The sequence below is a fragment of the Vibrio sp. NFR genome, from assembly GCF_027587095.1.
In the GTDB taxonomy this organism is placed as follows: domain Bacteria; phylum Pseudomonadota; class Gammaproteobacteria; order Enterobacterales; family Vibrionaceae; genus Vibrio; species Vibrio harveyi.
Genome location: NZ_JAPPTN010000014.1, coordinates 50354 through 72777, shown reverse-complemented (window position 1 = coordinate 72777; position 22424 = coordinate 50354). Strand labels below are relative to the sequence as shown.

Sequence of the window (22424 nt, the reverse complement as noted above, 5' to 3'; positions counted from 1 at the left end):
AAATAACAGGCAATAAAAAAGCTGGCGAGGTGCCAGCTTTTTTCATTTTCCGTCAGCGTCTTAAATCATGAAGATAAAGACAACAGCCAGTGCAGAGATAAGACCTGCAAATGCGTAACATGCGATCTTACCTACCACCCCTGTGTGGAATTTAAGGTCGTGCATGCCGTGGTGTACACGGTGCATTGCATGCCACATTGGCAGTGCTAGCGTACCGATGATGAACAGTGCACCAATGATGCTGGTTGCGAATTCAGATACGCGCTCGTAGCTCATTGCTTCTGCATCAATTACACCTAGTGGAACTAGGATGCCGAGTACGAGTACCGTGATTGGCGTGATCATTGCGAACCAAGTACCACCGGCACCAAATAGACCCCACCAGATTGGCTCATCAGAACGTTTCGGTGCTGTATTAACACTATAATTTGGTTTCATTACTCAAGCTCCTTACATCACGATGAGAACGATCAGTGAGATGAACGCAACTGCTGCCCACTGAGTCAGAACGATGATTTTCTTATCCACTGGTTTGCCTTTCAGACGAATTGGCATAACCTGTGGCATCATGCTGAAGAAAGTTTGTGCGTGGAACAGGCTACCTAGTAGTGCAACGATGTTGATCGCTACCACGATAGGGTTTGCCATGAACTCCAACCAACCTTGCCAAGCTTCAGGACCTTTCACTAGAGAACCTAGACCGAAAGTCAGGAAGATAGTGAACAGGATTAGAGGAAGCACAGTTGCTTCACGTAGCATGTAGAAGCGGTAGAAAGGATGGTTCTTCCACCAAGTGCGTTTTACTTCACGAACGTAAGGTTTACGGTTGCTCATCCTTATGCCTCCACTTTTTTCGGTGAACCATCAGGTTTCAACATAGCAATTACGAAGTCCATAGAAGACTCTACTTTGCCTTGGTTTACTGCCGCAGCAGGATCTACGCTCTTCGGACAAACTTCAGAACAGTAACCTACGAACGTACAACCCCAAGCGCCGTTTTCACCGTTGATCAGCTTCATGCGCTCATCTTTACCGTTGTCACGGCTGTCTAGGTTGTAACGGTGTGCCAGAGTTAGAGCAGCAGGACCGATGAACTCAGGGTTCAAACCAAACTGAGGACATGCTGCGTAGCACAGACCACAGTTGATACAGCCAGCAAACTGCTTGTATTTCGCCATTTGCTCAGGCGTTTGCAGGTTTGTGCCGTCTTCTGGTTTGCGGTCGTTACCAATGATGTAAGGTTTGATAGCTTCTAAGCGCTCGATGAACGGCGTCATGTCCACGATCAAGTCTTTCTCGATTGGGAAGTTTGCTAGTGGCTCGATAGTCACGCCATTCGGGTAATCACGTAGGAAGCTCTTACAAGCTAGCTTAGGCACGTTGTTTACCATGATGCCGCAAGAACCACAGATCGCCATTCGACAAGACCAGCGGTAAGACAGATCTTTGTCTAGGTGATCTTTGATGTAACCAAGCGCATCAAGCACAGACATGGTTTCATCAAAAGGTACTTCGAACGTTTGAGTATATGGTTCTGCGTCCTTCTCTGGGTCGTAACGCAGAATGTCGACTTTTTGAATGCGGTTTGATGACATTATGCTTGCTCCTCTGCCTTCTTCGCTTCTGCTTCAGCGGCTTTTTCAGCTGCTGCTGCTTTCTCTGCTGCTTCACCGTATAGACGCGCTTTAGGCTGTGACTTAGTAATCGTCACGTTGCTGTAGTCGATACTTGGTGCTGCATCTTCTTTGAAGAAAGCAAGCGAGTGTTTCAGGAAGTTCACGTCATCACGCTCTGTACAACCATCGTCTAGACGTTGGTGGGCACCACGAGATTCTTTACGCAGGATTGCAGAGTGAACCATCGCTTCTGCGACTTCTAGACCGTAGCCCACTTCAATAGCGTAAAGAAGGTCAGTGTTGAACACTTTGCCTTTGTCTTTGATGCTGATTTTCTTGTAACGCTCTTTCAGCTCAGTGATTTTCTCGATGGTTGCTTGCATCAAGTCTTCTTGGCGGTAGATACCACAACCTGCTTCCATGGTGTGACCCATTTCAGTACGGATATCTGCCCAGTTTTCATCACCTTCTTGGTTCATAAGAGCGGCAATACGGTCTTCAACTGCTTTCACCTGAGTCGCGATAGACTCTTCGTTCCAGCCTTTGAATTCTGCAGCACGTTTCACCGCTTGTTCACCCGCAACGCGACCAAATACCACGAACTCAGCCAGCGAGTTAGAACCTAGACGGTTTGCACCGTGAAGACCAACAGACGCACATTCGCCAACCGCGAATAGACCTTTAATGCGAGTTTCACATTCGCCGTTAGTCTCAATACCACCCATGGTGTAGTGAACCGTTGGACGAATTGGAATTGGCTCTTTTGCTGGGTCAACGTTCACGTAAGCTTTCGCTAGCTCACAAATGAACGGTAGACGCTCTTGTAGATACTCTTCACCTAGGTGGCGAAGGTCTAGATGCACCACATCACCAAGAGGGTGTTTGATGGTGTTGCCTTTCTGTTGTTCGTGCCAGAAAGCTTGAGAAACTTTGTCACGAGGACCCAGTTCCATGTATTTGTTCTTAGGTTGACCCACTGGAGTCTCAGGACCCATACCGTAGTCTTGTAGGTAACGGTAGCCGTCTTTGTTGACGATGATACCGCCTTCACCACGACAACCTTCAGTCATTAGGATACCAGTGCCAGGAAGACCTGTTGGGTGGTACTGAACGAATTCCATATCACGTAGAGGAACGCCGTGACGGTAAGCCATCGCCATGCCATCGCCCGTTACGATACCGCCGTTGGTGTTACAGTGGTAAACGCGACCTGCGCCACCCGTTGCTAGTACGACAGACTTCGCCTTAATCGTAACCAGTTCACCTTCAGACATGTGGATTGCAATCAGACCTTGTACTTCACCTTCATCAACAAGCAAGTCGACAACAAAGTACTCATCAAAGCGCTTGATGTTGTCGTACTTCATCGACGTCTGGAATAGCGTGTGAAGCATGTGGAAGCCAGTTTTATCTGCAGCGAACCAAGTACGTTCAACCTTCATACCACCAAAGCGGCGTACGTTGACTTCACCGTTCTCTTTACGACTCCATGGGCAACCCCATTGCTCCATTTGGATCATTTCGCGAGTCGCGTTCTCTACAAAGTATTCAACAACGTCCTGTTCACATAGCCAGTCACCACCGCCAACAGTGTCGTTGAAGTGGTTGTCTAAGCTATCTTCATCCTTGATAACTGCTGCTGAGCCACCTTCTGCAGCAACCGTGTGGGAGCGCATTGGGTAAACTTTAGAAATAAGTGCTACTTCTAAGTCCGGGTTTGCTTCAGCCGCTGCAATAGCAGTACGAAGACCAGCGCCGCCTGCGCCGATGACTGCGATATCTGTGGTGATAATTTGCACAGTTATCCTCCAGTGTGTGATTGCGGAAATCCGCTTGTTATTGTGAGTGTGAGGGAAGGGTTTTAAGGCAATCCCTCAAAAGTAGTAGGGTTAGTGTAGGGGAGCCTTATGGCAGAAAAATTGATGTATTTGGGTTTTTTCTCCGGTAATGCACACAAGAGCATAGAAATTCTAGGTTATGTGACTGCTATCACGGCACGAAACGGTTGAGGGATAAACGTAAACTCGCTCAATGTTACATAGGTGTTGCACGACATTACCCTCATTGATAATAGGATTAATTGTGAGTGTTTTTTGTACTGTGGAACGTGAAATGCTTGCTTCAGTTTTAATCGAGTTTTATTCGTATTTAGACGGATGAAATTAAGAGGAATCCCCTATCGATGAACTAGGCAAAGCGTGCCAAAATTGCTATTTTCCTCGCTCACCAATGTATTGAGACTCTTGTTATGCAAACGACCTGGCAACCTACCGCTTCTATGGAACAACTTCGTCAACGTGCTGCGTTGATCACCGCTATTCGTCAATTCTTTGCCGAGCGACAGGTGATGGAAGTTGACACGCCAGCCATGAGTCACGCCACGGTGACGGACATTCATTTGCATACCTTCCAAACAGAGTTTGTTGGACCGGGTTATGCCGACGGTAGCAAACTGTTCTTTATGACCAGCCCTGAATTCCATATGAAGCGCTTGTTGGCGGCGGGCAGCGGCTGTATCTACCAAATTAACAAAGCGTTTCGTAACGAAGAGAATGGTCGTCATCACAACCCCGAGTTCACCATGCTGGAGTGGTACCGGATTGGTTTTGATCACCATAAGTTGATGGATGAGATGGATGACCTACTTCAACTGGTGCTGAAGTGTGGTGCGGCAGAACGTATGACTTACCAGCAAGCTTTTATTGATGTGCTAGGCGTGTGCCCTTTAGAAGGCTCGATGCAAGAGCTAAAAGTGGTCGCGGCTAAGCTAGGGCTAAGTGATATTGCTGAGCCAGAGGAGGATCGCGATACCTTGCTGCAACTACTTTTCAGTATTGGTGTCGAAGCTAAGATTGGTCAACAAGCGCCTGCATTTGTGTATGACTTCCCTGCATCGCAAGCGGCGCTGGCAAAGATCAATCCGCAAGACAACCGAGTGGCGGATCGTTTCGAGGTGTACTTCAAAGGCATTGAGCTGGCGAACGGTTTCCACGAGCTGGATAACCCGAAAGAGCAATTGGCGCGTTTTGAACAAGATAATGCTAAGCGTCTGGAAATGGGTTTGAAACCACAGCCGATTGATTACCATTTGATTGGCGCATTAGAAGCAGGTTTGCCGGATTGCGCAGGTGTGGCGTTAGGCGTTGATCGCCTGATCATGTTGGCGCTGGGTTGTGACCATATCGACCAAGTGACCGCTTTTCCATTCCCTATTGCTTAAGGATAAATAATGAACCTGACTGCTGGACGTTTGGTGCTGCTTAGTTATGCGACTTTGATTGCGTACTTGTCTCTGAGCTCGGGAGAGTTGCAAGATTGGGGCAACATTGCATATTTGGATAAGATGCAGCATGCGATGGCGTACAGTGGTTTTGGCTTTTTGGGCTGCTTCTGTGTAGCAAGTTGGCGTCAGAGTTGGATTGTGGCACTGAGTATTCTTTTATTCAGCGCTGTGATTGAAGTTTTACAAGGTTATGTGGGACGCCAAACCTCTTGGCTCGACTTGATTGCGAACTCGATTGGTATTCTAACTGGTCTGCTATGTTACCGTATTTGGAGCCTCTATCGACCTAGGTTGGTGAAGTCGCTATACTCGATTCGTTAATGAAGAGGGAATACGATAACCATGAAAACGCGCGACAAAATCGTCTATGCCGCACTGGAGTTGTTCAACCAACATGGTGAGCGCAATATCACAACCAATCACATTGCTGACCATATTGAAATTAGCCCAGGCAACCTTTACTACCACTTCCGTAATAAGCAGGAAATTGTGCGTGAGATCTTCGCGCTATACTCTGCGGAACTGCTAGAACGCTTTACCCCTATTCAAGGTTCTCAAGAGAGCCTGACCATGCTGAAAAGCTACCTCGACTCGATCTTCACTTTGATGTGGAAGTACCGTTTTTTCTACGCGAATCTTCCCGAAATCCTTTCTCGAGACGAACAACTTCATGATGAATACATTGATGTTCAAGAGAAGCTACAAGCCAACCTGATTGCGATCATGCAAGAGTTTGTGTCTTTGAAATTATTGAATGTTGATAAAGAGCAGTTGAAATCACTGGTTTGTACACTGCACCTTATTGCGTGTAGTTGGTTAGCTTACCAGTCAGCGATGTCACCAAAGACCGAAATTACCGAGCAAATGGTAAAACAAGGTATGCTGCAAATGCTCAATGTCGTTAAACCAGTGGCAACCGAGCAAGGTATGGAGCAATTGCTACTGCTTGAAGAAGCGGTGAGCCGACTGCACAGTTAATACTATTTTCCCTCCTTATTAAATCTAGAAAATGAGAGTATGGTTCTACGCTTAAAGTTTAGAGCGCAGCTCTCATTTTCAACTCCCTCCTTGAGTTGACTTGCTGTGCTCATTTCGCACAATAGGATTCATGCACCCTAAAAGCATCCGTTGGGGTATGACTCTCGATAAAGGAACTATCGTTCAATGAATTACGACATTTTTAATGGCGATGCCGACGGCATCATCGCATTGCTGCAATTGCGTTTAGCGGATCCTATCAACGCTGAGTTGGTGACGGGCGTAAAGCGCGACATCAAGCTGGTGGAGAAAGTGGATGTGCAAGCGGGTGATGAACTGACGGTGTTGGACATTTCAATGGAAAAGAACATGGTAGGTTTAGAGCAAGCTTTAGCTCAAGGCGCGCATGTTTTCTACGCCGATCACCACAAAGCGGGTGAGATCCCTCAGCATGGTAATTTGGACGCGCACATCGACCTCGATGCTAATATGTGTACTGCTTTGATTGTCGATCAGTTGTTGGAAGGACGTTTCCATACTTGGGCAATCACTGCTGCTTATGGCGATAACTTGATTGCTAAGGCGGATGTGTTGGCGGATAAAGCCGGACTCAATGAAGCGCAAAAAGCGCAGTTAAAAGAGCTCGGGACGTTGATTAATTACAACGGTTATGGCTCGAAAGTCGACGACCTTCATTTCCATCCTGCGGACTTGTATCAAGCATTAAAGCAATACGCTTCACCATTCGATGCGATAGCAGATAAAGCGTCACCTTACTATCAATTACAATCGGCTTATCAGCAAGATATGGACGCAGCACTCGCCGTCCCTGCGACTCACGAAAGCACTAAGTTCAAGCTGTTTGAATTGCCAGACAATGCGGCATCACGCCGAATCAGTGGTGTTTATGGCAACTGGCTTGCAAACCAAACTCCAGACTCTGCGCATGCGGTGTTAACGGAAAACGCTGACGGCACTTACACTGTTTCTCTTCGTGCGCCACTGAATAACAAGCAAGGTGCGGTGGCAGTGTGTGGGCAGTTCCCAACAGGTGGGGGGCGAGAAGCCGCAGCAGGCATTAATGCATTAAGCAAAGACGATGTCAGTGCTTTCATCGACGCAGTAGAGACTTACTACGCCTAGCATTTTTCTGAATGCGAATACGACAAAGGAGCCGAGTGGCTCCTTTGTTTTTGTGTCGCGATAGTGCAGTTTAGAACTGCGATGATAAACGGCAGTTATAAACGCTTTAACCAAGATTTCGGGTTTTGCGCTTCACTGTTACGGCGAATTTCGAAGTACAGTGAAGGTCTGTCTTGACCACCAGTATCACCTGCAAGTGCAATCACTTCACCTGCGGTCACCTTATCACCTTCTTTCTTGGTCAAAGCTTGGTTGTAACCGTAAAGCGTCATGTCGCCTTTCCCGTGATCAAGCAGCACGACTAAGCCGTAGCCTCGCAGGTATTCAGCAAATACCACGGTGCCTGGGTAAACGGCTTTGACTTGCTGACCGTATCTGGCAGACAACACCATGCCTTTCCAGTTTACCTGTCCTGTTTGTTTGGTACCGAAGCTGTGCAGTACGCGACCTTTCAACGGCCACGGTAGTTTTCCACGTTGTTTTGCAATACCGTCCATCGGTACTGCATTACGTTTTGCTGCTTTCGCTATCTCGGCCTTTAGACGGGTTTCGTTACGTTGCAGTTCTGCTAAGTAACGTTTGTCATCTTTGATGCTCTTTTGAATCTTGCTCAGCGTACCTTTACGTTTCGACTGCGTGCTTGCTAAAGACGAACGTTTTTCTGATTGCTGTTTGAGCAAGGTTTCAATTTGGTCTTTTTCCAGTTCGAGTTGGTTTTTGTTGTGCGCCAACTCTTGGGTGGTTTTGGTGATCGCATCAATGACTTCTGCGCGAGCTTTGGCAAGATGTTGAAAGTATTGGCTGATGCGATCTTCTTCTACGCCTTCGTTAAGGAGATGCCCATTGGCTTTCGCACGCTCCGTGACGTAGTAGGTTTGAATCAGTTGTTTGAGCTCTTCTTCTTGTGCCTGACGTTGAGCTTCTTGCAGCGTAATCTTCTCTTCCAATTTACTGATGTTTTGATCCGCTTGTGCCAAGTCTGCTTTGGTTTGTTTGATCTCGCGTTCTAACTTGGAGATACCGAGTTCTTGGCTTTTCAGCGATTTTTGTAGATCGTTGAGCTGTTTTTCTTGAGAAGTTAGCGATTTTTTCTGGCGATTGATTTCGCTAGATACGCCTTTGAGCTCTTGTTGGCTTGCGGCGAAAGAGGTGAGGGGATATGTGGCAGATAAAGCACAAGTTAATAAAATAGCCGAGCGTAGCACTGGGTGATTTTGTTTTCGCACTTGAGAGTTACCTACCACATTATTGTCAAAGGATCAGATGACGATTAAATACCATCCCCATGGATAAAGCTTTGCGATTTACCGTTAAAGCCTTGATCCATATCGAGAGAAGGTTTGTCCGTTTTCGGACGACCAACAATTTTTGCAGGCACACCAGCCACGGTTGTGTGTGGCGGCACTGCTTGCAATACCACAGAGCAAGAGCCAATTTTTGCGCCTTCGCCCACTTCGATATTGCCAAGAATTTTAGCACCAGCTCCGATCATTACACCTTCGCGAATTTTCGGGTGACGGTCACCGCATTCTTTACCGGTACCACCTAGAGTGACATCTTGCAGAATAGATACGTCGTTTTCGACAACGGCGGTTTCACCAATCACGATGCCAGTTGCATGGTCTAGCATGATACCACTACCAATACGCGCTGCAGGGTGAATATCGACCTGACATGCTACAGAAATCTGATTTTGCAGGTAAGTCGCAAGAGCGTGACGACCTTGCTTCCATAACCAGTTTGCCACTCGGTACCCTTGCAGAGCATGGTAGCCTTTCAGGTACAACAATGGCATTGAGTACATTGAAACAGCAGGGTCGCGATTAACCGTGGCACAAATGTCACAAGCCGCGCCGTCGGTGATGGTTGGATCGGCGGCAAAGGCTTCTTCAACCACTTCACGCACTGCCATTGCTGGCATGGAAGCGGTGTTCAATTTGTTGGCCAGAATGTAGCTCAATGCGGCACATAGACTTTCATGCTTGATGATGGTCGCATGATAAAAGCTCGCCAGCATAGGCTCTTGCTCTGACATCTCACGGGCTTCTGAAACAATTTTGTTCCAGACTTTTTGTTTTTCGCAGTGTTTCATTCTCAATATCCTGAGTGGTTCTTCCGTGACCCGACAACTTCTATTCTTCTCAGATGAGGTGCAAAAGGCGGTAGATTGCTACTTTCCTTCGGCTTTTTTGTCACGAGCAAGTAAATCTTGCGCTGCCAGGCGTGCATCCTTTCCTTGATACAATACTTGATAAATTTGGTCAACAATTGGCATCTCTACGCCCATGCGCTGAGAGAGCATCCAAACTTCTTTGGTGTTGCGGTAGCCTTCAACGACTTGACCGATTTCTTCTTGCGCAGTGTCGACGTCTTTACCTTGACCTAGTGCCAAACCAAAACGGCGGTTACGTGATTGGTTATCGGTACAAGTTAAGACGAGGTCGCCCAAGCCAGCCATACCCATAAAGGTTTCTGGTTGTGCGCCTAGTGCGGCACCGAGACGGCTCATTTCTGCCAAACCACGTGTAATCAGTGCTGTACGGGCATTGGCACCAAAACCGATACCATCAGACATACCTGCACCAATGGCAATAACGTTTTTCACCGCACCGCCCAATTGCATGCCGATAAAGTCGTTGTTTGCGTAGACACGGAAGGTTTTGCTGCAGTGGATTTTCTCTTGCAGATCAGCAACAAAGTTCGCGTCTGGAGAAGCTACAGAAATTGCTGTTGGCATTCCCATCGCAAGCTCTTTAGCAAATGTAGGACCGGATAAAACTGCCAACGAGTAGCTGTCACCGATGATATCGAATGCTACTTCTTTTAGTAGACGACCCGTTTCTGGCTCAAGACCTTTGGTTGCCCAACAAATACGAGAATCTTCACGTAAGAAAGGCTTACAGCTGTTCAGTACGATGCCAAAAACGTGGCTAGGAACCACAACTAACAAGTCACGGCTTGCTTGAACGGCTTTTTTTAAATCCGATTCAATAATCAAGCTCTCTGGGAAATCAATACCAGGTAGGAATTCGTGGTTGGCACGGTCTGCTTCAAGGCGTGCCATATGCTCTGGCTCGTGACCCCATAGGATGACGTTTGCGCCGTTACGAGCAAGGGAGATTGCCAAAGAAGTGCCGTATGAGCCTGCACCAATCACAGTCATTGCGATGTCTTTACCGTAAGCATTGTTTGTATTTGCTTGTGTCATGCTACCGCCTAATTGCCTTTCTACTAGTAGAATCTAGTTCATAATCGCCAGAGTTTACGCTCTCTAGGGGTTAGGAACTAGGAACTTTTATCAGAAATAAAAAATGCACATTGCATCGCAGAGAGGACGCTTTGTGCATTTTCTTCAGGTATATGACGTGAGCTCGTTCTTAGGAAGGGCAACACGTCACTTACAAAACGTGAATTACGCTTCAGCTTCGCCTTGTTGAGCTTGCTGTTGTAGGTAGTTCATGAATAGCGCGTCGAAGTTAACTGGTGCTAGGTTCAGTTGAGGGAACGTACCTTTAACTACTAGGCTAGAGATAGTTTCACGAGCGTATGGGAATAGGATGTTCGGGCAGAATGCGCCTAGGCAATGTGCAAGTTGACCTGCTTCCATTTGCTCAGCTGTGAAGATACCACCTTGTTGAACTTCACATAGGAACGCTGTTTCTTCTTCGTTCTTAACAGTAACTGTTAGACGTAGAACAACTTCGTAAACACCTTCACCAAGCTCACGGCTTTGAGTGTCTAGGTCTAGTTTAACGTCTGGGTTCCACTCTTTTTGGAAGATTACTGGAGAGTTAGGCGCTTCGAAAGAAACGTCTTTTAGGAAGATGCGTTGAATTGCAAAGTTTTGTTGTGCGTCTTGTGGTGCTGCTTCAGCCATTTTTAAATCCTTAATAAACATTTGTTGGGTCTAGGATTTTCTAAACCCAGAAATATGGTTTGTCCTGAGACTAACTGAGCAAATCTACCTTGACTAGATGAAGCGCGTATTACGTGCAAAGCATCACAACTTAGTGCTTCAACTGCTTTCTATTTGCTCAGTTTATATAAACGAGGCTGGCAAAATTGTTTTACCGCGACCTTATTTCTTACCACGTACTAGTGGAAGGTTCGCTTCGTTCCATGCAATCAAACCGTTCTTCAGTAGGCTTACGTTTTCGAAGCCTGCTTTCGCTAGTAGGTTTGCACTTTCTTGAGCGGTTTGACCCGTTTTGCATACCACAATGATTGGGTCTGATTTACGGTTTTCAAGGCTACCAAAGTTACCTGCTTTGATATCAGACGGCAAAATGTGAAGTGCGTCGGTGATGTGACCTTGTTTGAACTCATCTTTAGAGCGGATATCCACCACAACGCCGTTTTCACGGTTCATAAGGTGAGTCAATTGGTTCACGTTAATCTCTTTGTATGCTGCCGTCGCAGATTTCACGATGTTCATGATGAATGCGACAAGAAGACCTACCCAAACCAAAGATAGAATCATGTTCTGTTGGAAAAAATCAATGTACTCTTGCATGTCCTGAGCTCTTACACTGTTGGCGGAAAAATAAAGCAGGAGTATAGCGGGGATAGCCGCCTTAGGCGAGAGGGTTAAAATTTTCTAACGAATAATTGAGATCTAAGCGCTCCCAGCAAACTGGTTGAAGCTAGTCATTCATGCAATCTTATTATCACTTCCTCCTATCAATTCAATCGGCGTAATTGACTTCACTTCTGGTCGAAAAAGCGCACAATGGGTTACAACAAAAAGTTTTTCAACAAAGTATTTCGGTGGTCGTACAAAGCATCTTGAAAGTGACTATGCTTGTGGAACACGTTTGCTGACTAGGTCGGATTGCTTGCTAACTTGTAAGATAGCAACAATAAATCGCAAACATTATTTGATCTTAACCTACAGTTTTGGTTAAAAAGTGTAGTAAAATTACGCTAGTTTTGTTTCAAGGTTAGATGGAGCAGCGAAGCTCTACACCGAAAGTTACTTAAATTTGATGAGGTCATCACTATGTCTGCTAAGAAGCCATTGGCTCTAGTTATCCTTGACGGTTACGGTTACCGTGAAGACACAGCAAGTAACGCAATTGCAAATGCTAAAACACCAGTAATGGATGCACTGATTGCGAATAACCCACACACTCTTATCTCTGCTTCAGGCATGGACGTTGGTCTACCTGATGGTCAAATGGGTAACTCAGAAGTTGGTCACACCAACATCGGTGCAGGTCGCGTTGTATACCAAGATCTAACTCGCATCACTAAGTCTATCGCTGATGGTGAATTTGCTGAGACAGCGGCACTAGTAGAAGCTATCGATTCTGCAGTAAAAGCTGAAAAAGCAGTACACATCATGGGTCTTATGTCTCCAGGTGGTGTTCACTCTCACGAAGACCACATCTATGCAGCCGTTGAAATGGCAGCAGCTCGTGGCGCTGAAAAGATCTACCTACACTGCTTCCTAGACGGTCGTGATACGCCACCACGTAGTGCCGAAAACTCACTACAACGTTTCCAAGATCTATTTGCGAAACTAGGTAAAGGTCGTGTTGCTTCTCTAGTTGGTCGTTACTATGCAATGGACCGTGACAACAACTGGGATCGTGTTCAAGTTGCTTACGATCTTCTAACTCAAGCGAAAGCTGAGTTCACTGCAGAAACAGCGGTTGCTGGTCTAGAAGCGGCTTACGCTCGTGACGAAAACGATGAGTTCGTTAAAGCAACAGCTATTAAAGCGGAAGGTCAAGAAGACGCAATCATGCAAGATGGCGATGCAGTTATCTTCATGAACTACCGTGCTGACCGTGCGCGTCAAATCACGCGTGCATTCGTTCCTGCATTTGACGGCTTCGAGCGTGCTGCATTCCCAGCAATCAACTTTGTAATGCTGACTCAATACGCGGCTGATATCCCTCTAGCTATCGCATTCCCACCTGCGTCTCTAGAAAACACTTACGGTGAGTGGCTATCTAAGCAAGGTCAAACTCAGCTACGTATCTCTGAAACAGAGAAATACGCACACGTGACTTTCTTCTTCAACGGCGGTGTTGAGAACGAATTTGAAGGTGAAGAGCGTCAACTTGTTGCTTCTCCAAAAGTAGCAACTTACGACATGCAGCCAGAAATGAGCTCTCCAGAGCTAACAGAGAAGATGGTTGCTGCTATCAAGTCTGGTAAGTTCGATACTATCATCTGTAACTACCCGAACGCAGATATGGTTGGCCACACTGGCGTTTACGAAGCTGCAGAGAAAGCAATCGAAGCTCTAGACGAAAGCGTTGGTAAAGTGGTTGAAGCGATCAAAGAAGTTGGCGGTCAACTGTTGATCACGGCAGACCACGGTAACGCAGAAATGATGATCGACCCTGAAACTGGCGGCATCCACACTGCTCACACTAACCTACCAGTACCTCTAATCTACGTAGGTGACAAAGCGGTTGAGTTCAAAGAAGGCGGTAAACTGTCTGACCTTGCGCCAACAATGCTTTCTCTAGCAGGTCTAGAAATCCCTGCAGAAATGTCTGGTGAAGTGCTAGTTAAGTAATTAACTGACGATTCAGAATGATAAAAGCCCGAGTTCGACTCGGGCTTTTTTGTGTCTGCGATCCTGTGTTGAGTAAGGCGAAGAGTTATTAAGGTCAATAGACCCTAATTGAACCTGAACTATTGCACTAGGATGCCCGTACCAATAACCGCTAGTGCAGCGCCTAACCAAGCAAATCGATTTGGGCGTTTCTTGGTATAAATCCACAGTAGTGGCAACAACATGATAGGTGTTGTTGAAGAAAGCAGCGCTACCATTCCCACGTTACCCTCACGCAGGGCGTAAAGAATCAATGTCATACCAATCGCCATAGCCAAAAAGCCATTTAATGCTGTAATGCCAAAGACTTTCCATGTGATGGTTTGAGTCGCGCGAGCGACTTTGGCGCCAATTAACCAAAGTGCACAATGTGCGACGAAAGCACTGATCATACGAATGGCAGAGGCGGCGACAGGGTCAACAGTGGTTTGCATGACAGGTTTAGCGATGATGCCACCCAGAGCCTGACACATAGCGGCGGTTAAACCGAGCCCGATACCAATCCAAACGTTGCCTTTGATCTCTTCTAGCGCGTTGCTAGCTTGCCCGCGTCGACCATAGAAAATCGCCATTACGACACCGCTGAAGACTAAGGTTGCACCAATCAACTCCGTGCCAGTCATGCTTTCGCTAAATAGGAAGTAACCCAAGATGGCAGAGAACACCGCATGGCAAGAAAACAACAAGCCTGCTTGGCGTGGTCCCATGCGATTCAAACAGGCGAACAACGCGGTATCGCCAATAAAGATGCCAATTAAACCGGACGCCATCATTGGCGTAATATGTTCGGTGGAGACACTTAGCCAGCCCCCCGTGAACCACGCCATCGTGGAGAGGATGACTGCGGTACAGCCCATACGCCATCGACTATAAGCAAACGCCCCGAGATGTTGAGCGGGAACAACAGAAATTAAGCTAGAAACAGCCCATAAGAAAGCAGCGCACAGCGCCAGCCATTCATAACCCATGATTGCGAGACATCCTTGTAGAGCAGGGGAGAGGCTTTAATATGCATGAATTTATAAAGATCTAAAAGCGCATATTTATGCCAATAAAAAAGCAGCTCGTTGAGCTGCTTTTGATGGGGAGGATTACACTTTAAAGCGACTGATGTTTTCACGCATCGTATTGGCGGTATCGTACATCTGACGTGAACCTTCACTGCTCTTAAGTGATTGCTCGGCAATCATATCGGCATCGTCTTTAATGCCTTGCGTGTTACGGCTGATGTCTTCGCTTACCGCGCGTTGCTCTTCTGCTGCGCTTGCGATTTGCATTGCCATGTCGTTGATCTCAGTGATCGAGTTAGTAATGCTGGTTAAGCTGTCGTGTGCTTGCTGAGCATAATCCACGCTAGTATCTGCCAAACTGGTACTGGTTTGCATGCTATTTACTGCCAGTTTGGTGTTGTTTTGCAACGTTTCGATCATGGTGCGGATTTCTTCCGTCGAACCATGGGTGCGTTGGCTAAGTACGCGTACTTCATCGGCAACCACGGCAAAGCCGCGACCTTGCTCACCAGCACGAGCCGCTTCAATGGCAGCATTAAGTGCCAACAAGTTAGTTTGTTCGGCAATACCTTGGATCGTCGATAGGATTTGGTTGATGCTTTGCGTGTTTGCTTCTAGCTCCGAAATTACGCTGGCTGCATCGCTAACTTGCTCTGCGAGCTCTACGATCGCTTCACGATTCTTCTGGATGACGTTTTGTCCTTCCATACAAGCAGACGCTGAGTTTTGTGAAGCGCTTGCTGTCAGCTCTGCATGACTTGCTACCTCAGCAGCGGTTGCTGACATTTCATGAATGGCGGTTGCAATTTGGTTAACGTCGTTTTGTTGATGCTCAACGCGACCCGCAGCCATCGCAGATAGCTCATTTGCTTGATTCGCTTGTTCTGAAAGCTGTTCACTGTTCTCGACAATGCTTTTTAACATGGTTTGCATTTGCGCAAGGAACTGGTTCACGTGGGTTGCGAGTTCGCCAATTTCATCCATGCGCTCGATCTTGATGCGTTGCGTAAGATCGCCTTCGCCCTGTGATAGCTCTGAAAGCGCATCAGACAGCGTTTGGAGAGGTTGTAGCAAGCGAGTGATGATGTAAGTACTGATTGCCGCAATAATCAGGTACAGCACGATAGAAGCAATAGCCGTAAATGTCACTTGTTCAGAGACAGACGCAAATGCCATTTGTTTGTCTTGCACAATACCTAAAGACCAATCGGTGTTCGGCACTTTAGCTACGTAAATCAGCTTATCGCCTTGGCTGGGCCATTGAATCGTGTCTAGCCTTGCTTCGCCAGCAAGTGTCATCATCGTACTATGAGTTAAGGCTGGATTGAGTTCTGTCAGCGGTTTTTGGCTAAGCTTTTCATCTTTGTAAGCTACCAAGTTATTGTTGCCATCAACTAGGAATGCGAAACCGTCATTATCAAGCTGAATATTAAGGACTTCTTTGATGATGTCAGTTACCGCTAAGTCAGCGGCAAGCACACCTTTCTTACCTTGATTGAATGCCTTAGCAAAGCTAACCACAATGCTGCCATCGAAATCTTGGTATGGCTCTGTGATGATCAAACCAGATTTCGCCATCGCATCTTGGTACCAAGGGCGAGTGCGAGGATCGTAGTCAGAAGGCCAAGATTCAGATTTATCACCGTAGGCAATTGAGCCATCAGAGAAGCCAGCATAAACCGATAGAAACTTACCGGCTCGCTTTGTCAGTAGCATCTCGCGATCGGCATCGTCACTGCCAGCGATGATGTTTTCATTCGCGAGCATCATATCGCTACGAATCGCAAGCCAGTCACTGATGTAGCGGTTGGTCGATTGAGAGATGTTTTGAATTTCTCGATTAAGGGTAGAAGTGGTTTCTTCGCGTAGTTGATTGACGGAAACCCAAGCCTGAACGCCACTAACAATGGCGATAATGACTGCAATCGCAATCTGTATTTTTAATTTGATGGTATTTCTCATTGTCTTACCTTCATAAAACAGACAAAAAGATCAACGTCACGAGTTGTGACTCCAAAGGGTATGAGACGATTCAAGCACTGAAAGTTACATGAAAGGCTGTACAAAATTTATCGACCTATATTCGATAAACTTGAGTCGAATAGTGTGATTTTTATTCAACTTATTGATTAGCTAAGTGAATCAAATTTGAGATAAAAACAGAGGGAGTGATGCAAAACTAGATAGGTATATGGGTGATAAAGCTCTGCGGCAACCTTTTGTTACCGCAGAGCGATGGACTAAAACAGAATAATTACCGCACCATAGACAATGAACAGACCGACCAAGCCGATAATCAAACCGACCTTCGCCATGTCTTTACTTTCAATTAATCCCGTTGAGTACGCAAGGGAGTTTGGTGGTGTTGATACTGGTAAGATCATACCTAGTGAAGCCGAGAAAGCGACGACAACCAGCAATCCTTGTAAGCCACCGATAGCAACCAGACTTGGCATAGAAGCACCAATCGCCGCTGCAATCGGCATCAACAAGTTCGCTGTGGCGGTATTCGACATAAAGTTTGCCATTAGCCAGCACACGATCGATAGGGCAACAACGACAGCGAATGGTGATAGGGACTCATAATCAATTGCGTGTGCGAGTGCTTCAGCCAAGCCAGTTTTATCTAACGCAATACCAATAGCGATACCACCGGCTACCAGCCATAGCACATCCCAGTTGATAAGCTTGAGCTCTTCTTTGCCCATGATGCCCGTTAAGGTAAACACCGCGAGTGGAATGATAGCGACTACATAGGTATTCATGCCATGCACTTTAGTTGTCATCCATAGCAGGATGGTCATAGCGAAGGTCACGTAGACCACTATGGCACGCCAGCTTTTCTTAAATTTACCATCCAAGCGCAGTTTCATTTCCGGTTCACTAGAAGGGAAGAGCTTTTGCAATAAGAACCAAGCTAGCGTTAGTTGCACTAAGACAAAAGGCAAGCCCATCATCATCCAAGATAGGAAATCGATGCTGTTTTCTCCGGTTAAATATTGCAAGGCAATCGCGTTAGGCGGGGTACCGATTGGTGTCGCGATACCACCTGTATTAGCCGCAATTGGAATACAGAGAACTAGCGCTTTTATCCCCAAATCGCCTTTTGGTGCAGATGCCACGATAGGACCCAATAGCGCAAGCATCATAACGGTAGTCGCAGTGTTTGACATAAACATCGAGAACACGGCAGTGATCAGCATTAAACCCAACATAATGAACTTAGGTTGAGTGCCAAACGGTTTAAGAAGAACACGGGCGAGGTTGTTATCAAGTTCGTATTTAGAAGCGGCAATAGCGAGCGCAAAGCCACCCATGAAAAGGATGATAATAGGAGAAGAGAACGCAGAAAATATATCCGTATAAGCAATCAAATCTCCCAAATCATGCCCCGGAGGAGGGGTACGAAAGAGATGTAAGCCTTTGTCCGATATCATAATCAATTCAAGAGCAATGATAAGAATGGACGTAGCAAATACGGGGACGGGTTCTAAAACCCAAAGTAGTGCAGCAAGAAGGAAAATAGCCAATAGACGATGTTGAATTAAAGTGAGATCGTCAATTGGAATGGCATCGATCGGCATCATTAAGACACCGAGTGGAATCAAAAAACACACCAGTAATTTGACCAGTGTGTCCGCACTCATCTTTGGCATTGGCAGCCCCTTTTATCATCATCCCTCAACGCAGAGTAATTGATTGCGCTTTTAGGTACTTAGAGGCAAGTACGAGTTTGAAAAAGAGAGGCGAAATTTCGAACAGAGTTTTGCTTTTCGTCAATAAAAAAGCCCCCGTAAACGGAGGCTTCAAAGTCAGTTTGAGTAGGAGTCTTACTGCTGATGAGCGTAAGGTGTACCCATTACGGTTGCCTTACCATTTTCCATGCTTTCATCGAATGCGATAGCATCTTTTGCGAAAAGGTTGATAACGGTTGAGCCAAGCTTGAAGCGCCCCATTTCTTCGCCTTTCTTCAAGATAACTGCTTTATCGCCTTCTGCAGGGTAGTCCCATTTGTAAACCGAGTTACCGCGTGGCGGCGTGATAGTGCCTGCCCATACTTGCTCGATGCTACCTACGATAGTTGCACCAACCAGTACTTGTGCCATTGGACCAAACTCAGTATCGAAGATACACACTACACGCTCGTTACGTGCAAATAGGTTTGGCACGTTCTCTGCGGTTAGTGGGTTAACTGAAAATAGGTCACCAGGTACGTAAATCATCTGACGTAGCGTACCGTCACATGGCATGTGTACGCGGTGGTAGTCACGAGGCGATAGGTACAAAGTAGCAAAAGAGCCGTCTTGGAACTCTTCAGCCAGTTTTGCGTCACCACCTAGTAGCTCTTGTGCTGAGAAGTTATGGCCTTTAGCTTGGATAAGCTGACCATCTTCAATCGGACCAAATTGGCTTACGCACGCGTCCGCAGGGTGAGTGATCACCTTTTCACCTTCCGTAATTGGACGAGCGCCTTCTTTTAGCTCACGTACAAAGAATTCATTGAAGGTTTTGAAGTGCTTAGGATCGGAGTGCTTCGCCTCATCCATGTTCACATTGTATTGTTTGATAAACCAGCGAATGATTGCTGTTGTTAGACCGCCAGCCTCAGCTGAAGCCAGTTTACCCACTAGGCGCGTTAGTCCGTGTTGTGGGATCCAGTACTGCAGTCCAACTTTAATCTTGTCCATCTTTAATTCCGATACTTCTGTTAGATTCTCGCTTTAGGGCGCGTGATGTTACTGAAATTTCATCTGCTTGTCAGTATTAGGTGATGATTTCTTACACAGTTGCAGCGTTATCTCGGCTACAGATCAGCTTTCTTGCTGCGTGAATACTGACGGTTGGCTTTGTTTTCCACCATGCTTTCTAGGATGCGATGGTAGTTCTCAAAACGGACTTCACTCACTTCGCCTTTTTCCACGGCCTCTCGCAAGATACAGCCAGGATCGTCATTGTGCTTACAGTCGCGGAACTTACAACCGCCAAGATAAGGACGGAATTCAACAAATGCTTTGGTCACTTCCTCTGCTTCTAAGTGCCACAGACCGAACTCGCGTACTCCTGGAGAGTCAATCAAATCGCCACCAGTAGGGATGTGATACAAGCGAGCTGCTGTGGTTGTATGCTGACCCAAACCTGAGTTCTCTGAGATCTCGCCTTCTTCCACTTCCTGCTCAAGTTCAGGCATCAGTGCGTTTACTAGGCTCGATTTACCCACGCCAGATTGACCAACGAAGATATTGATACGATCACGCAATTGCTCTTCAAGTTCGGCAATGCCTTCACCTGATTGCTTGCTCACAAACAGTACTTTGTAGCCAATGCGTTTGTATTCTTCTAGCCACTCTTCGTACATCGCTCGATCTTCATCAGCAAGTAGGTCTATTTTGTTGAGTACTAGTAGCGGTGCGATGTTCAGGGTTTCTGACGCCACCAAGTAGCGGTCAATGATATTGAGCGAAAGCTCAGGCAAAACCGAAGACACGATCACCATTTGGTCGATGTTAGCGGCGACAGGTTTCAAGCCATCGTAGTAGTCAGGGCGAGTTAGCATTGATGTGCGAGGTTCTACGGCTTCAACCACGCCAGAGATACCTGCCATTGACTCAAGCCCTTCACGCCAAAGCACGCGATCACCAGACACCAGTGATTCGATACCACGACGAAGGTTACAGCGCTGCACCTCACCGGTTTCTAGATCTTCGATGTCAGCGTGCTGACCGAAACGAGTGATAACGAGACCCTGTTTACTTGCGCCCAGCATGTTCTCATCCCACTGGATAGACTCTTCTTGCTTCTTTAGGCGTTTTTGTTGGTTGCTGCGTACGCGGCGCACCTGACCTTTGGTTAACTTTTTCTTTTTTGCCACAATCTTGTACTTAATGTGAGTTAACTCAACTGATTGAGCACGCTTTCGGCTCAAACTCGTGAGTATCGTGTTTCAAGTATTTTCAGGTATAGTACCTCTTTTATCGATAAACAAATAGGCGGCGTAACCATGTCCTTTAGCGATCAAAACCTGATTTGGGTGGATTTAGAGATGACAGGTCTCGATCCTGAAACGCACAAAATCATCGAAATTGCTTCTATCGTCACGGATAGTGAGTTAAATATTTTAGCTGAAGGTCCAGTTTTAGCCGTTCATCAGCCAGAAGAAGAGCTGGCGAAGATGGATGACTGGTGTACCAATACGCACACTGCAAGTGGTTTGGTTGATCGCGTTCGCAACAGTGACGTCTCTGAACAAGATGCCGTTGCGCAGACCATCGAGTTCCTTGAGAAATGGGTACCAAAAGGCGTTTCTCCAATTTGTGGTAACAGTATTGGTCAGGACCGTCGATTCTTGTACAAGCATATGCCTGAGTTGGAAGAATACTTCCACTACCGTTATTTGGACGTGAGTACGTTAAAAGAACTGACTCGCCGTTGGAAACCAGAAGTGTTAGACGGTTTTTCGAAGCAGGGCACGCATCTGGCATTGGATGATATCCGTGAGTCGATTGCTGAGCTAAAGTACTACCGCGAAACGATCTTTAAGATCTAACTGTTAAGGCTGCGATCCAAATTGTTGTAATTAATGAGCGTTTTGCTTGCTTTTTCATCTGTCAGTAAAAAAATAAAGTTTTTTTGAACGAAGGACTTGCATCACAAAAAAATGCTCTTATAATTCGCAGCCCTAAACAGCGGAAACGTTGTTGATGCGACACTAGCTCAGTTGGTAGAGCGCAACCTTGCCAAGGTTGAGGTCACGAGTTCGAACCTCGTGTGTCGCTCCACTTTTCTTAAGTGGAAAGAAAGGCTTTCATCATGCCTTAAATGGTGAACTATGGACGCGGGATGGAGCAGCTTGGTAGCTCGTCGGGCTCATAACCCGAAGGTCGTCGGTTCAAATCCGGCTCCCGCAACCAATTCTCTTTTGAGAATATGCGACACTAGCTCAGTTGGTAGAGCGCAACCTTGCCAAGGTTGAGGTCACGAGTTCGAACCTCGTGTGTCGCTCCAATTTTATAGCTCTCATTGTGCTTAACAATGAAATACGGACGCGGGGTGGAGCAGCTTGGTAGCTCGTCGGGCTCATAACCCGAAGGTCGTCGGTTCAAATCCGGCCCCCGCAACCAATTCTCTTCTGAGAATATGCGACACTAGCTCAGTTGGTAGAGCGCAACCTTGCCAAGGTTGAGGTCACGAGTTCGAACCTCGTGTGTCGCTCCAATTTGATAGCCTTCATTGTGCTTAACAATGACATTGCGACACTAGCTCAGTTGGTAGAGCGCAACCTTGCCAAGGTTGAGGTCACGAGTTCGAACCTCGTGTGTCGCTCCAATTTGATAGCCCTCATTGTGCTTAACAGTGACATTGCGACACTAGCTCAGTTGGTAGAGCGCAACCTTGCCAAGGTTGAGGTCACGAGTTCGAACCTCGTGTGTCGCTCCAGCTTTATAGCTTTCATTGTGCTTAACAGTGAATTGCGACACTCGCTCGTTTATAGAGCAAAAACTTGCCAAGGTTGAGGTCACGCCTTTCTATTATGAATAGGGAACCTCGTGTGTCGCTCCAGCTTTATAGCTTTCATTGTGCTTAACAATGAATTGCGACACTCGCTCGTTTATAGAGCAAAAACTTGTCAAGGTTGAGGTCACGCCTTTCTGTTATAGATAGGGCAACCTCGTGTGTCGCTCCAATTCTTATTACTGCAAAAGCAGTGATACACGGACGCGGGATGGAGCAGCTTGGTAGCTCGTCGGGCTCATAACCCGAAGGTCGTCGGTTCAAATCCGGCTCCCGCAACCAATTCACATCGCTCTTTTCATAATGCTGCGAAG

Annotated in this window: 20 protein-coding genes and 8 tRNA genes; 14 read left to right on the top strand and 14 right to left on the bottom strand. The window is 46.6% G+C overall.

Going from position 1 to position 22424, the window contains the following annotated elements:
- Positions 1-60: 60 nt before the first annotated feature.
- Genes frdD through frdA form a run of 4 tightly spaced genes read right to left on the bottom strand, consistent with a single transcriptional unit; the run spans position 61 to position 3415 of the window.
- Complete coding sequence (gene frdD / locus OH463_RS21980; protein ID WP_005425034.1) at positions 61-438, bottom strand: fumarate reductase subunit FrdD; 378 nt, start codon at positions 436-438, stop codon at positions 61-63.
- 12 nt (positions 439-450) lie between these two features.
- Entirely contained in the window at positions 451-834 is a 384-nt protein-coding gene (frdC, locus tag OH463_RS21975; protein ID WP_005425044.1) for a fumarate reductase subunit FrdC, read from the bottom strand.
- 2 nt (positions 835-836) lie between these two features.
- Entirely contained in the window at positions 837-1595 is a 759-nt protein-coding gene (locus tag OH463_RS21970; protein ID WP_005425032.1) for a succinate dehydrogenase/fumarate reductase iron-sulfur subunit, read from the bottom strand.
- Positions 1595-3415, bottom strand: coding sequence for a fumarate reductase (quinol) flavoprotein subunit (frdA, locus tag OH463_RS21965; RefSeq protein ID WP_005448312.1), 1821 nt, complete (start codon positions 3413-3415; stop codon positions 1595-1597). Before frdA ends, OH463_RS21970 begins: the two co-directional genes overlap by 1 nt.
- A gap of 449 nt (positions 3416-3864) precedes the next feature.
- On the opposite strand from frdA, the gene epmA reads away from it, so the two are divergent.
- The 4 genes from epmA (at position 3865) to OH463_RS21945 (ending at position 7020) form a co-directional block, all read left to right on the top strand.
- The gene (epmA, locus tag OH463_RS21960) at positions 3865-4836 is read left to right on the top strand and encodes an elongation factor P--(R)-beta-lysine ligase (protein ID WP_029789516.1); all 972 of its coding nucleotides are present in this window, start codon (positions 3865-3867) and stop codon (positions 4834-4836) included.
- Between the two features lie 9 nt (positions 4837-4845).
- Complete coding sequence (locus tag OH463_RS21955) at positions 4846-5220, top strand: VanZ family protein (RefSeq protein WP_269992640.1); 375 nt, start codon at positions 4846-4848, stop codon at positions 5218-5220.
- Positions 5221-5241: 21 nt separating this feature from the next.
- Positions 5242-5877, top strand: a complete 636-nt coding sequence (locus OH463_RS21950; protein ID WP_009704004.1) for a TetR/AcrR family transcriptional regulator — start codon at positions 5242-5244, stop codon at positions 5875-5877.
- Positions 5878-6063: 186 nt separating this feature from the next.
- Positions 6064-7020, top strand: a complete 957-nt coding sequence (locus tag OH463_RS21945) for a DHH family phosphoesterase (RefSeq protein WP_269992637.1) — start codon at positions 6064-6066, stop codon at positions 7018-7020.
- Positions 7021-7115: 95 nt separating this feature from the next.
- Here OH463_RS21945 and OH463_RS21940 read toward each other — a convergent pair whose 3' ends face one another.
- The 5 genes from OH463_RS21940 to OH463_RS21920 all read right to left on the bottom strand — a co-directional run bounded on the left by OH463_RS21940 (position 7116) and on the right by OH463_RS21920 (position 11533).
- Positions 7116-8264, bottom strand: a complete 1149-nt coding sequence (locus tag OH463_RS21940; protein WP_269992635.1) for a murein hydrolase activator EnvC family protein — start codon at positions 8262-8264, stop codon at positions 7116-7118.
- Positions 8265-8290: 26 nt separating this feature from the next.
- Positions 8291-9112, bottom strand: coding sequence for a serine O-acetyltransferase (gene cysE, locus OH463_RS21935; protein WP_005381475.1), 822 nt, complete (start codon positions 9110-9112; stop codon positions 8291-8293).
- A gap of 78 nt (positions 9113-9190) precedes the next feature.
- Positions 9191-10228: an NAD(P)H-dependent glycerol-3-phosphate dehydrogenase gene (gene gpsA / locus OH463_RS21930; protein ID WP_017190946.1), complete on the bottom strand. Its 1038-nt coding sequence runs from the start codon at positions 10226-10228 to the stop codon at positions 9191-9193.
- 204 nt (positions 10229-10432) lie between these two features.
- Positions 10433-10897 carry a protein-export chaperone SecB gene (gene secB / locus OH463_RS21925; protein WP_005386410.1) on the bottom strand — a complete coding sequence of 155 codons (465 nt, stop codon included), beginning with the start codon at positions 10895-10897 and terminating at the stop codon, positions 10433-10435.
- Between the two features lie 201 nt (positions 10898-11098).
- Entirely contained in the window at positions 11099-11533 is a 435-nt protein-coding gene (locus tag OH463_RS21920; protein ID WP_005448321.1) for a rhodanese-like domain-containing protein, read from the bottom strand.
- Between the two features lie 486 nt (positions 11534-12019).
- Between OH463_RS21920 and gpmM the strand changes: the two genes are divergently transcribed.
- On the top strand, positions 12020-13552 hold the full coding sequence (gene gpmM / locus OH463_RS21915) for a 2,3-bisphosphoglycerate-independent phosphoglycerate mutase (protein ID WP_005448323.1): 1533 nt from the start codon (positions 12020-12022) through the stop codon (positions 13550-13552).
- Positions 13553-13671: 119 nt separating this feature from the next.
- Here gpmM and OH463_RS21910 read toward each other — a convergent pair whose 3' ends face one another.
- The 5 genes from OH463_RS21910 to rsgA form a co-directional block, all read right to left on the bottom strand.
- Entirely contained in the window at positions 13672-14559 is an 888-nt protein-coding gene (locus tag OH463_RS21910) for a DMT family transporter (RefSeq protein ID WP_009702506.1), read from the bottom strand.
- Between the two features lie 123 nt (positions 14560-14682).
- Positions 14683-16563 (bottom strand): methyl-accepting chemotaxis protein, encoded by a 1881-nt coding sequence (locus OH463_RS21905; RefSeq protein WP_017190943.1) that lies wholly within the window; start codon positions 16561-16563, stop codon positions 14683-14685.
- Positions 16564-16841: 278 nt separating this feature from the next.
- Positions 16842-18257 carry an SLC13 family permease gene (locus tag OH463_RS21900; protein WP_005448329.1) on the bottom strand — a complete coding sequence of 472 codons (1416 nt, stop codon included), beginning with the start codon at positions 18255-18257 and terminating at the stop codon, positions 16842-16844.
- Between the two features lie 174 nt (positions 18258-18431).
- Entirely contained in the window at positions 18432-19289 is an 858-nt protein-coding gene (gene asd, locus OH463_RS21895; protein ID WP_038898566.1) for an archaetidylserine decarboxylase, read from the bottom strand.
- Between the two features lie 116 nt (positions 19290-19405).
- The gene (gene rsgA / locus OH463_RS21890; protein WP_005448333.1) at positions 19406-20470 is read right to left on the bottom strand and encodes a small ribosomal subunit biogenesis GTPase RsgA; all 1065 of its coding nucleotides are present in this window, start codon (positions 20468-20470) and stop codon (positions 19406-19408) included.
- A 129-nt stretch (positions 20471-20599) separates the two neighbouring features.
- On the opposite strand from rsgA, the gene orn reads away from it, so the two are divergent.
- From orn to OH463_RS21845, 9 genes are all read left to right on the top strand, one after another.
- Positions 20600-21145 carry an oligoribonuclease gene (gene orn / locus OH463_RS21885; protein WP_005448335.1) on the top strand — a complete coding sequence of 182 codons (546 nt, stop codon included), beginning with the start codon at positions 20600-20602 and terminating at the stop codon, positions 21143-21145.
- A 156-nt stretch (positions 21146-21301) separates the two neighbouring features.
- A tRNA-Gly gene (locus tag OH463_RS21880) sits at positions 21302-21377 on the top strand.
- A 55-nt stretch (positions 21378-21432) separates the two neighbouring features.
- Positions 21433-21509: transfer RNA gene (locus OH463_RS21875), tRNA-Met, on the top strand.
- An 18-nt stretch (positions 21510-21527) separates the two neighbouring features.
- Positions 21528-21603 (top strand) — tRNA-Gly (locus OH463_RS21870).
- 39 nt (positions 21604-21642) lie between these two features.
- Positions 21643-21719: transfer RNA gene (locus OH463_RS21865), tRNA-Met, on the top strand.
- 18 nt (positions 21720-21737) lie between these two features.
- Positions 21738-21813, top strand: a tRNA-Gly gene (locus OH463_RS21860).
- 35 nt (positions 21814-21848) lie between these two features.
- Positions 21849-21924, top strand: a tRNA-Gly gene (locus tag OH463_RS21855).
- Positions 21925-21959: 35 nt separating this feature from the next.
- Positions 21960-22035 (top strand) — tRNA-Gly (locus OH463_RS21850).
- Positions 22036-22315: 280 nt separating this feature from the next.
- Positions 22316-22392 (top strand) — tRNA-Met (locus OH463_RS21845).
- Positions 22393-22424: the final 32 nt, after the last annotated feature.

Excerpts from the sequence above, each read along its gene's own strand:
- frdD (WP_005425034.1), bottom strand. The coding sequence starts at position 438 with ATGAAACCAAATTATAGTGTTAATACAGCACCGAAACGTTCTGATGAG.
- frdC (WP_005425044.1), bottom strand. The coding sequence starts at position 834 with ATGAGCAACCGTAAACCTTACGTTCGTGAAGTAAAACGCACTTGGTGG.
- OH463_RS21970 (WP_005425032.1), bottom strand. The coding sequence starts at position 1,595 with ATGTCATCAAACCGCATTCAAAAAGTCGACATTCTGCGTTACGACCCA.
- epmA (WP_029789516.1), top strand. The coding sequence starts at position 3,865 with ATGCAAACGACCTGGCAACCTACCGCTTCTATGGAACAACTTCGTCAA.
- OH463_RS21955 (WP_269992640.1), top strand. The coding sequence starts at position 4,846 with ATGAACCTGACTGCTGGACGTTTGGTGCTGCTTAGTTATGCGACTTTG.
- OH463_RS21950 (WP_009704004.1), top strand. The coding sequence starts at position 5,242 with ATGAAAACGCGCGACAAAATCGTCTATGCCGCACTGGAGTTGTTCAAC.
- OH463_RS21945 (WP_269992637.1), top strand. The coding sequence starts at position 6,064 with ATGAATTACGACATTTTTAATGGCGATGCCGACGGCATCATCGCATTG.
- cysE (WP_005381475.1), bottom strand. The coding sequence starts at position 9,112 with ATGAAACACTGCGAAAAACAAAAAGTCTGGAACAAAATTGTTTCAGAA.
- gpsA (WP_017190946.1), bottom strand. The coding sequence starts at position 10,228 with ATGACACAAGCAAATACAAACAATGCTTACGGTAAAGACATCGCAATG.
- secB (WP_005386410.1), bottom strand. The coding sequence starts at position 10,897 with ATGGCTGAAGCAGCACCACAAGACGCACAACAAAACTTTGCAATTCAA.
- OH463_RS21920 (WP_005448321.1), bottom strand. The coding sequence starts at position 11,533 with ATGCAAGAGTACATTGATTTTTTCCAACAGAACATGATTCTATCTTTG.
- gpmM (WP_005448323.1), top strand. The coding sequence starts at position 12,020 with ATGTCTGCTAAGAAGCCATTGGCTCTAGTTATCCTTGACGGTTACGGT.
- OH463_RS21910 (WP_009702506.1), bottom strand. The coding sequence starts at position 14,559 with ATGGGTTATGAATGGCTGGCGCTGTGCGCTGCTTTCTTATGGGCTGTT.
- OH463_RS21905 (WP_017190943.1), bottom strand. The coding sequence starts at position 16,563 with ATGAGAAATACCATCAAATTAAAAATACAGATTGCGATTGCAGTCATT.
- OH463_RS21900 (WP_005448329.1), bottom strand. The coding sequence starts at position 18,257 with ATGCCAAAGATGAGTGCGGACACACTGGTCAAATTACTGGTGTGTTTT.
- asd (WP_038898566.1), bottom strand. The coding sequence starts at position 19,289 with ATGGACAAGATTAAAGTTGGACTGCAGTACTGGATCCCACAACACGGA.
- orn (WP_005448335.1), top strand. The coding sequence starts at position 20,600 with ATGTCCTTTAGCGATCAAAACCTGATTTGGGTGGATTTAGAGATGACA.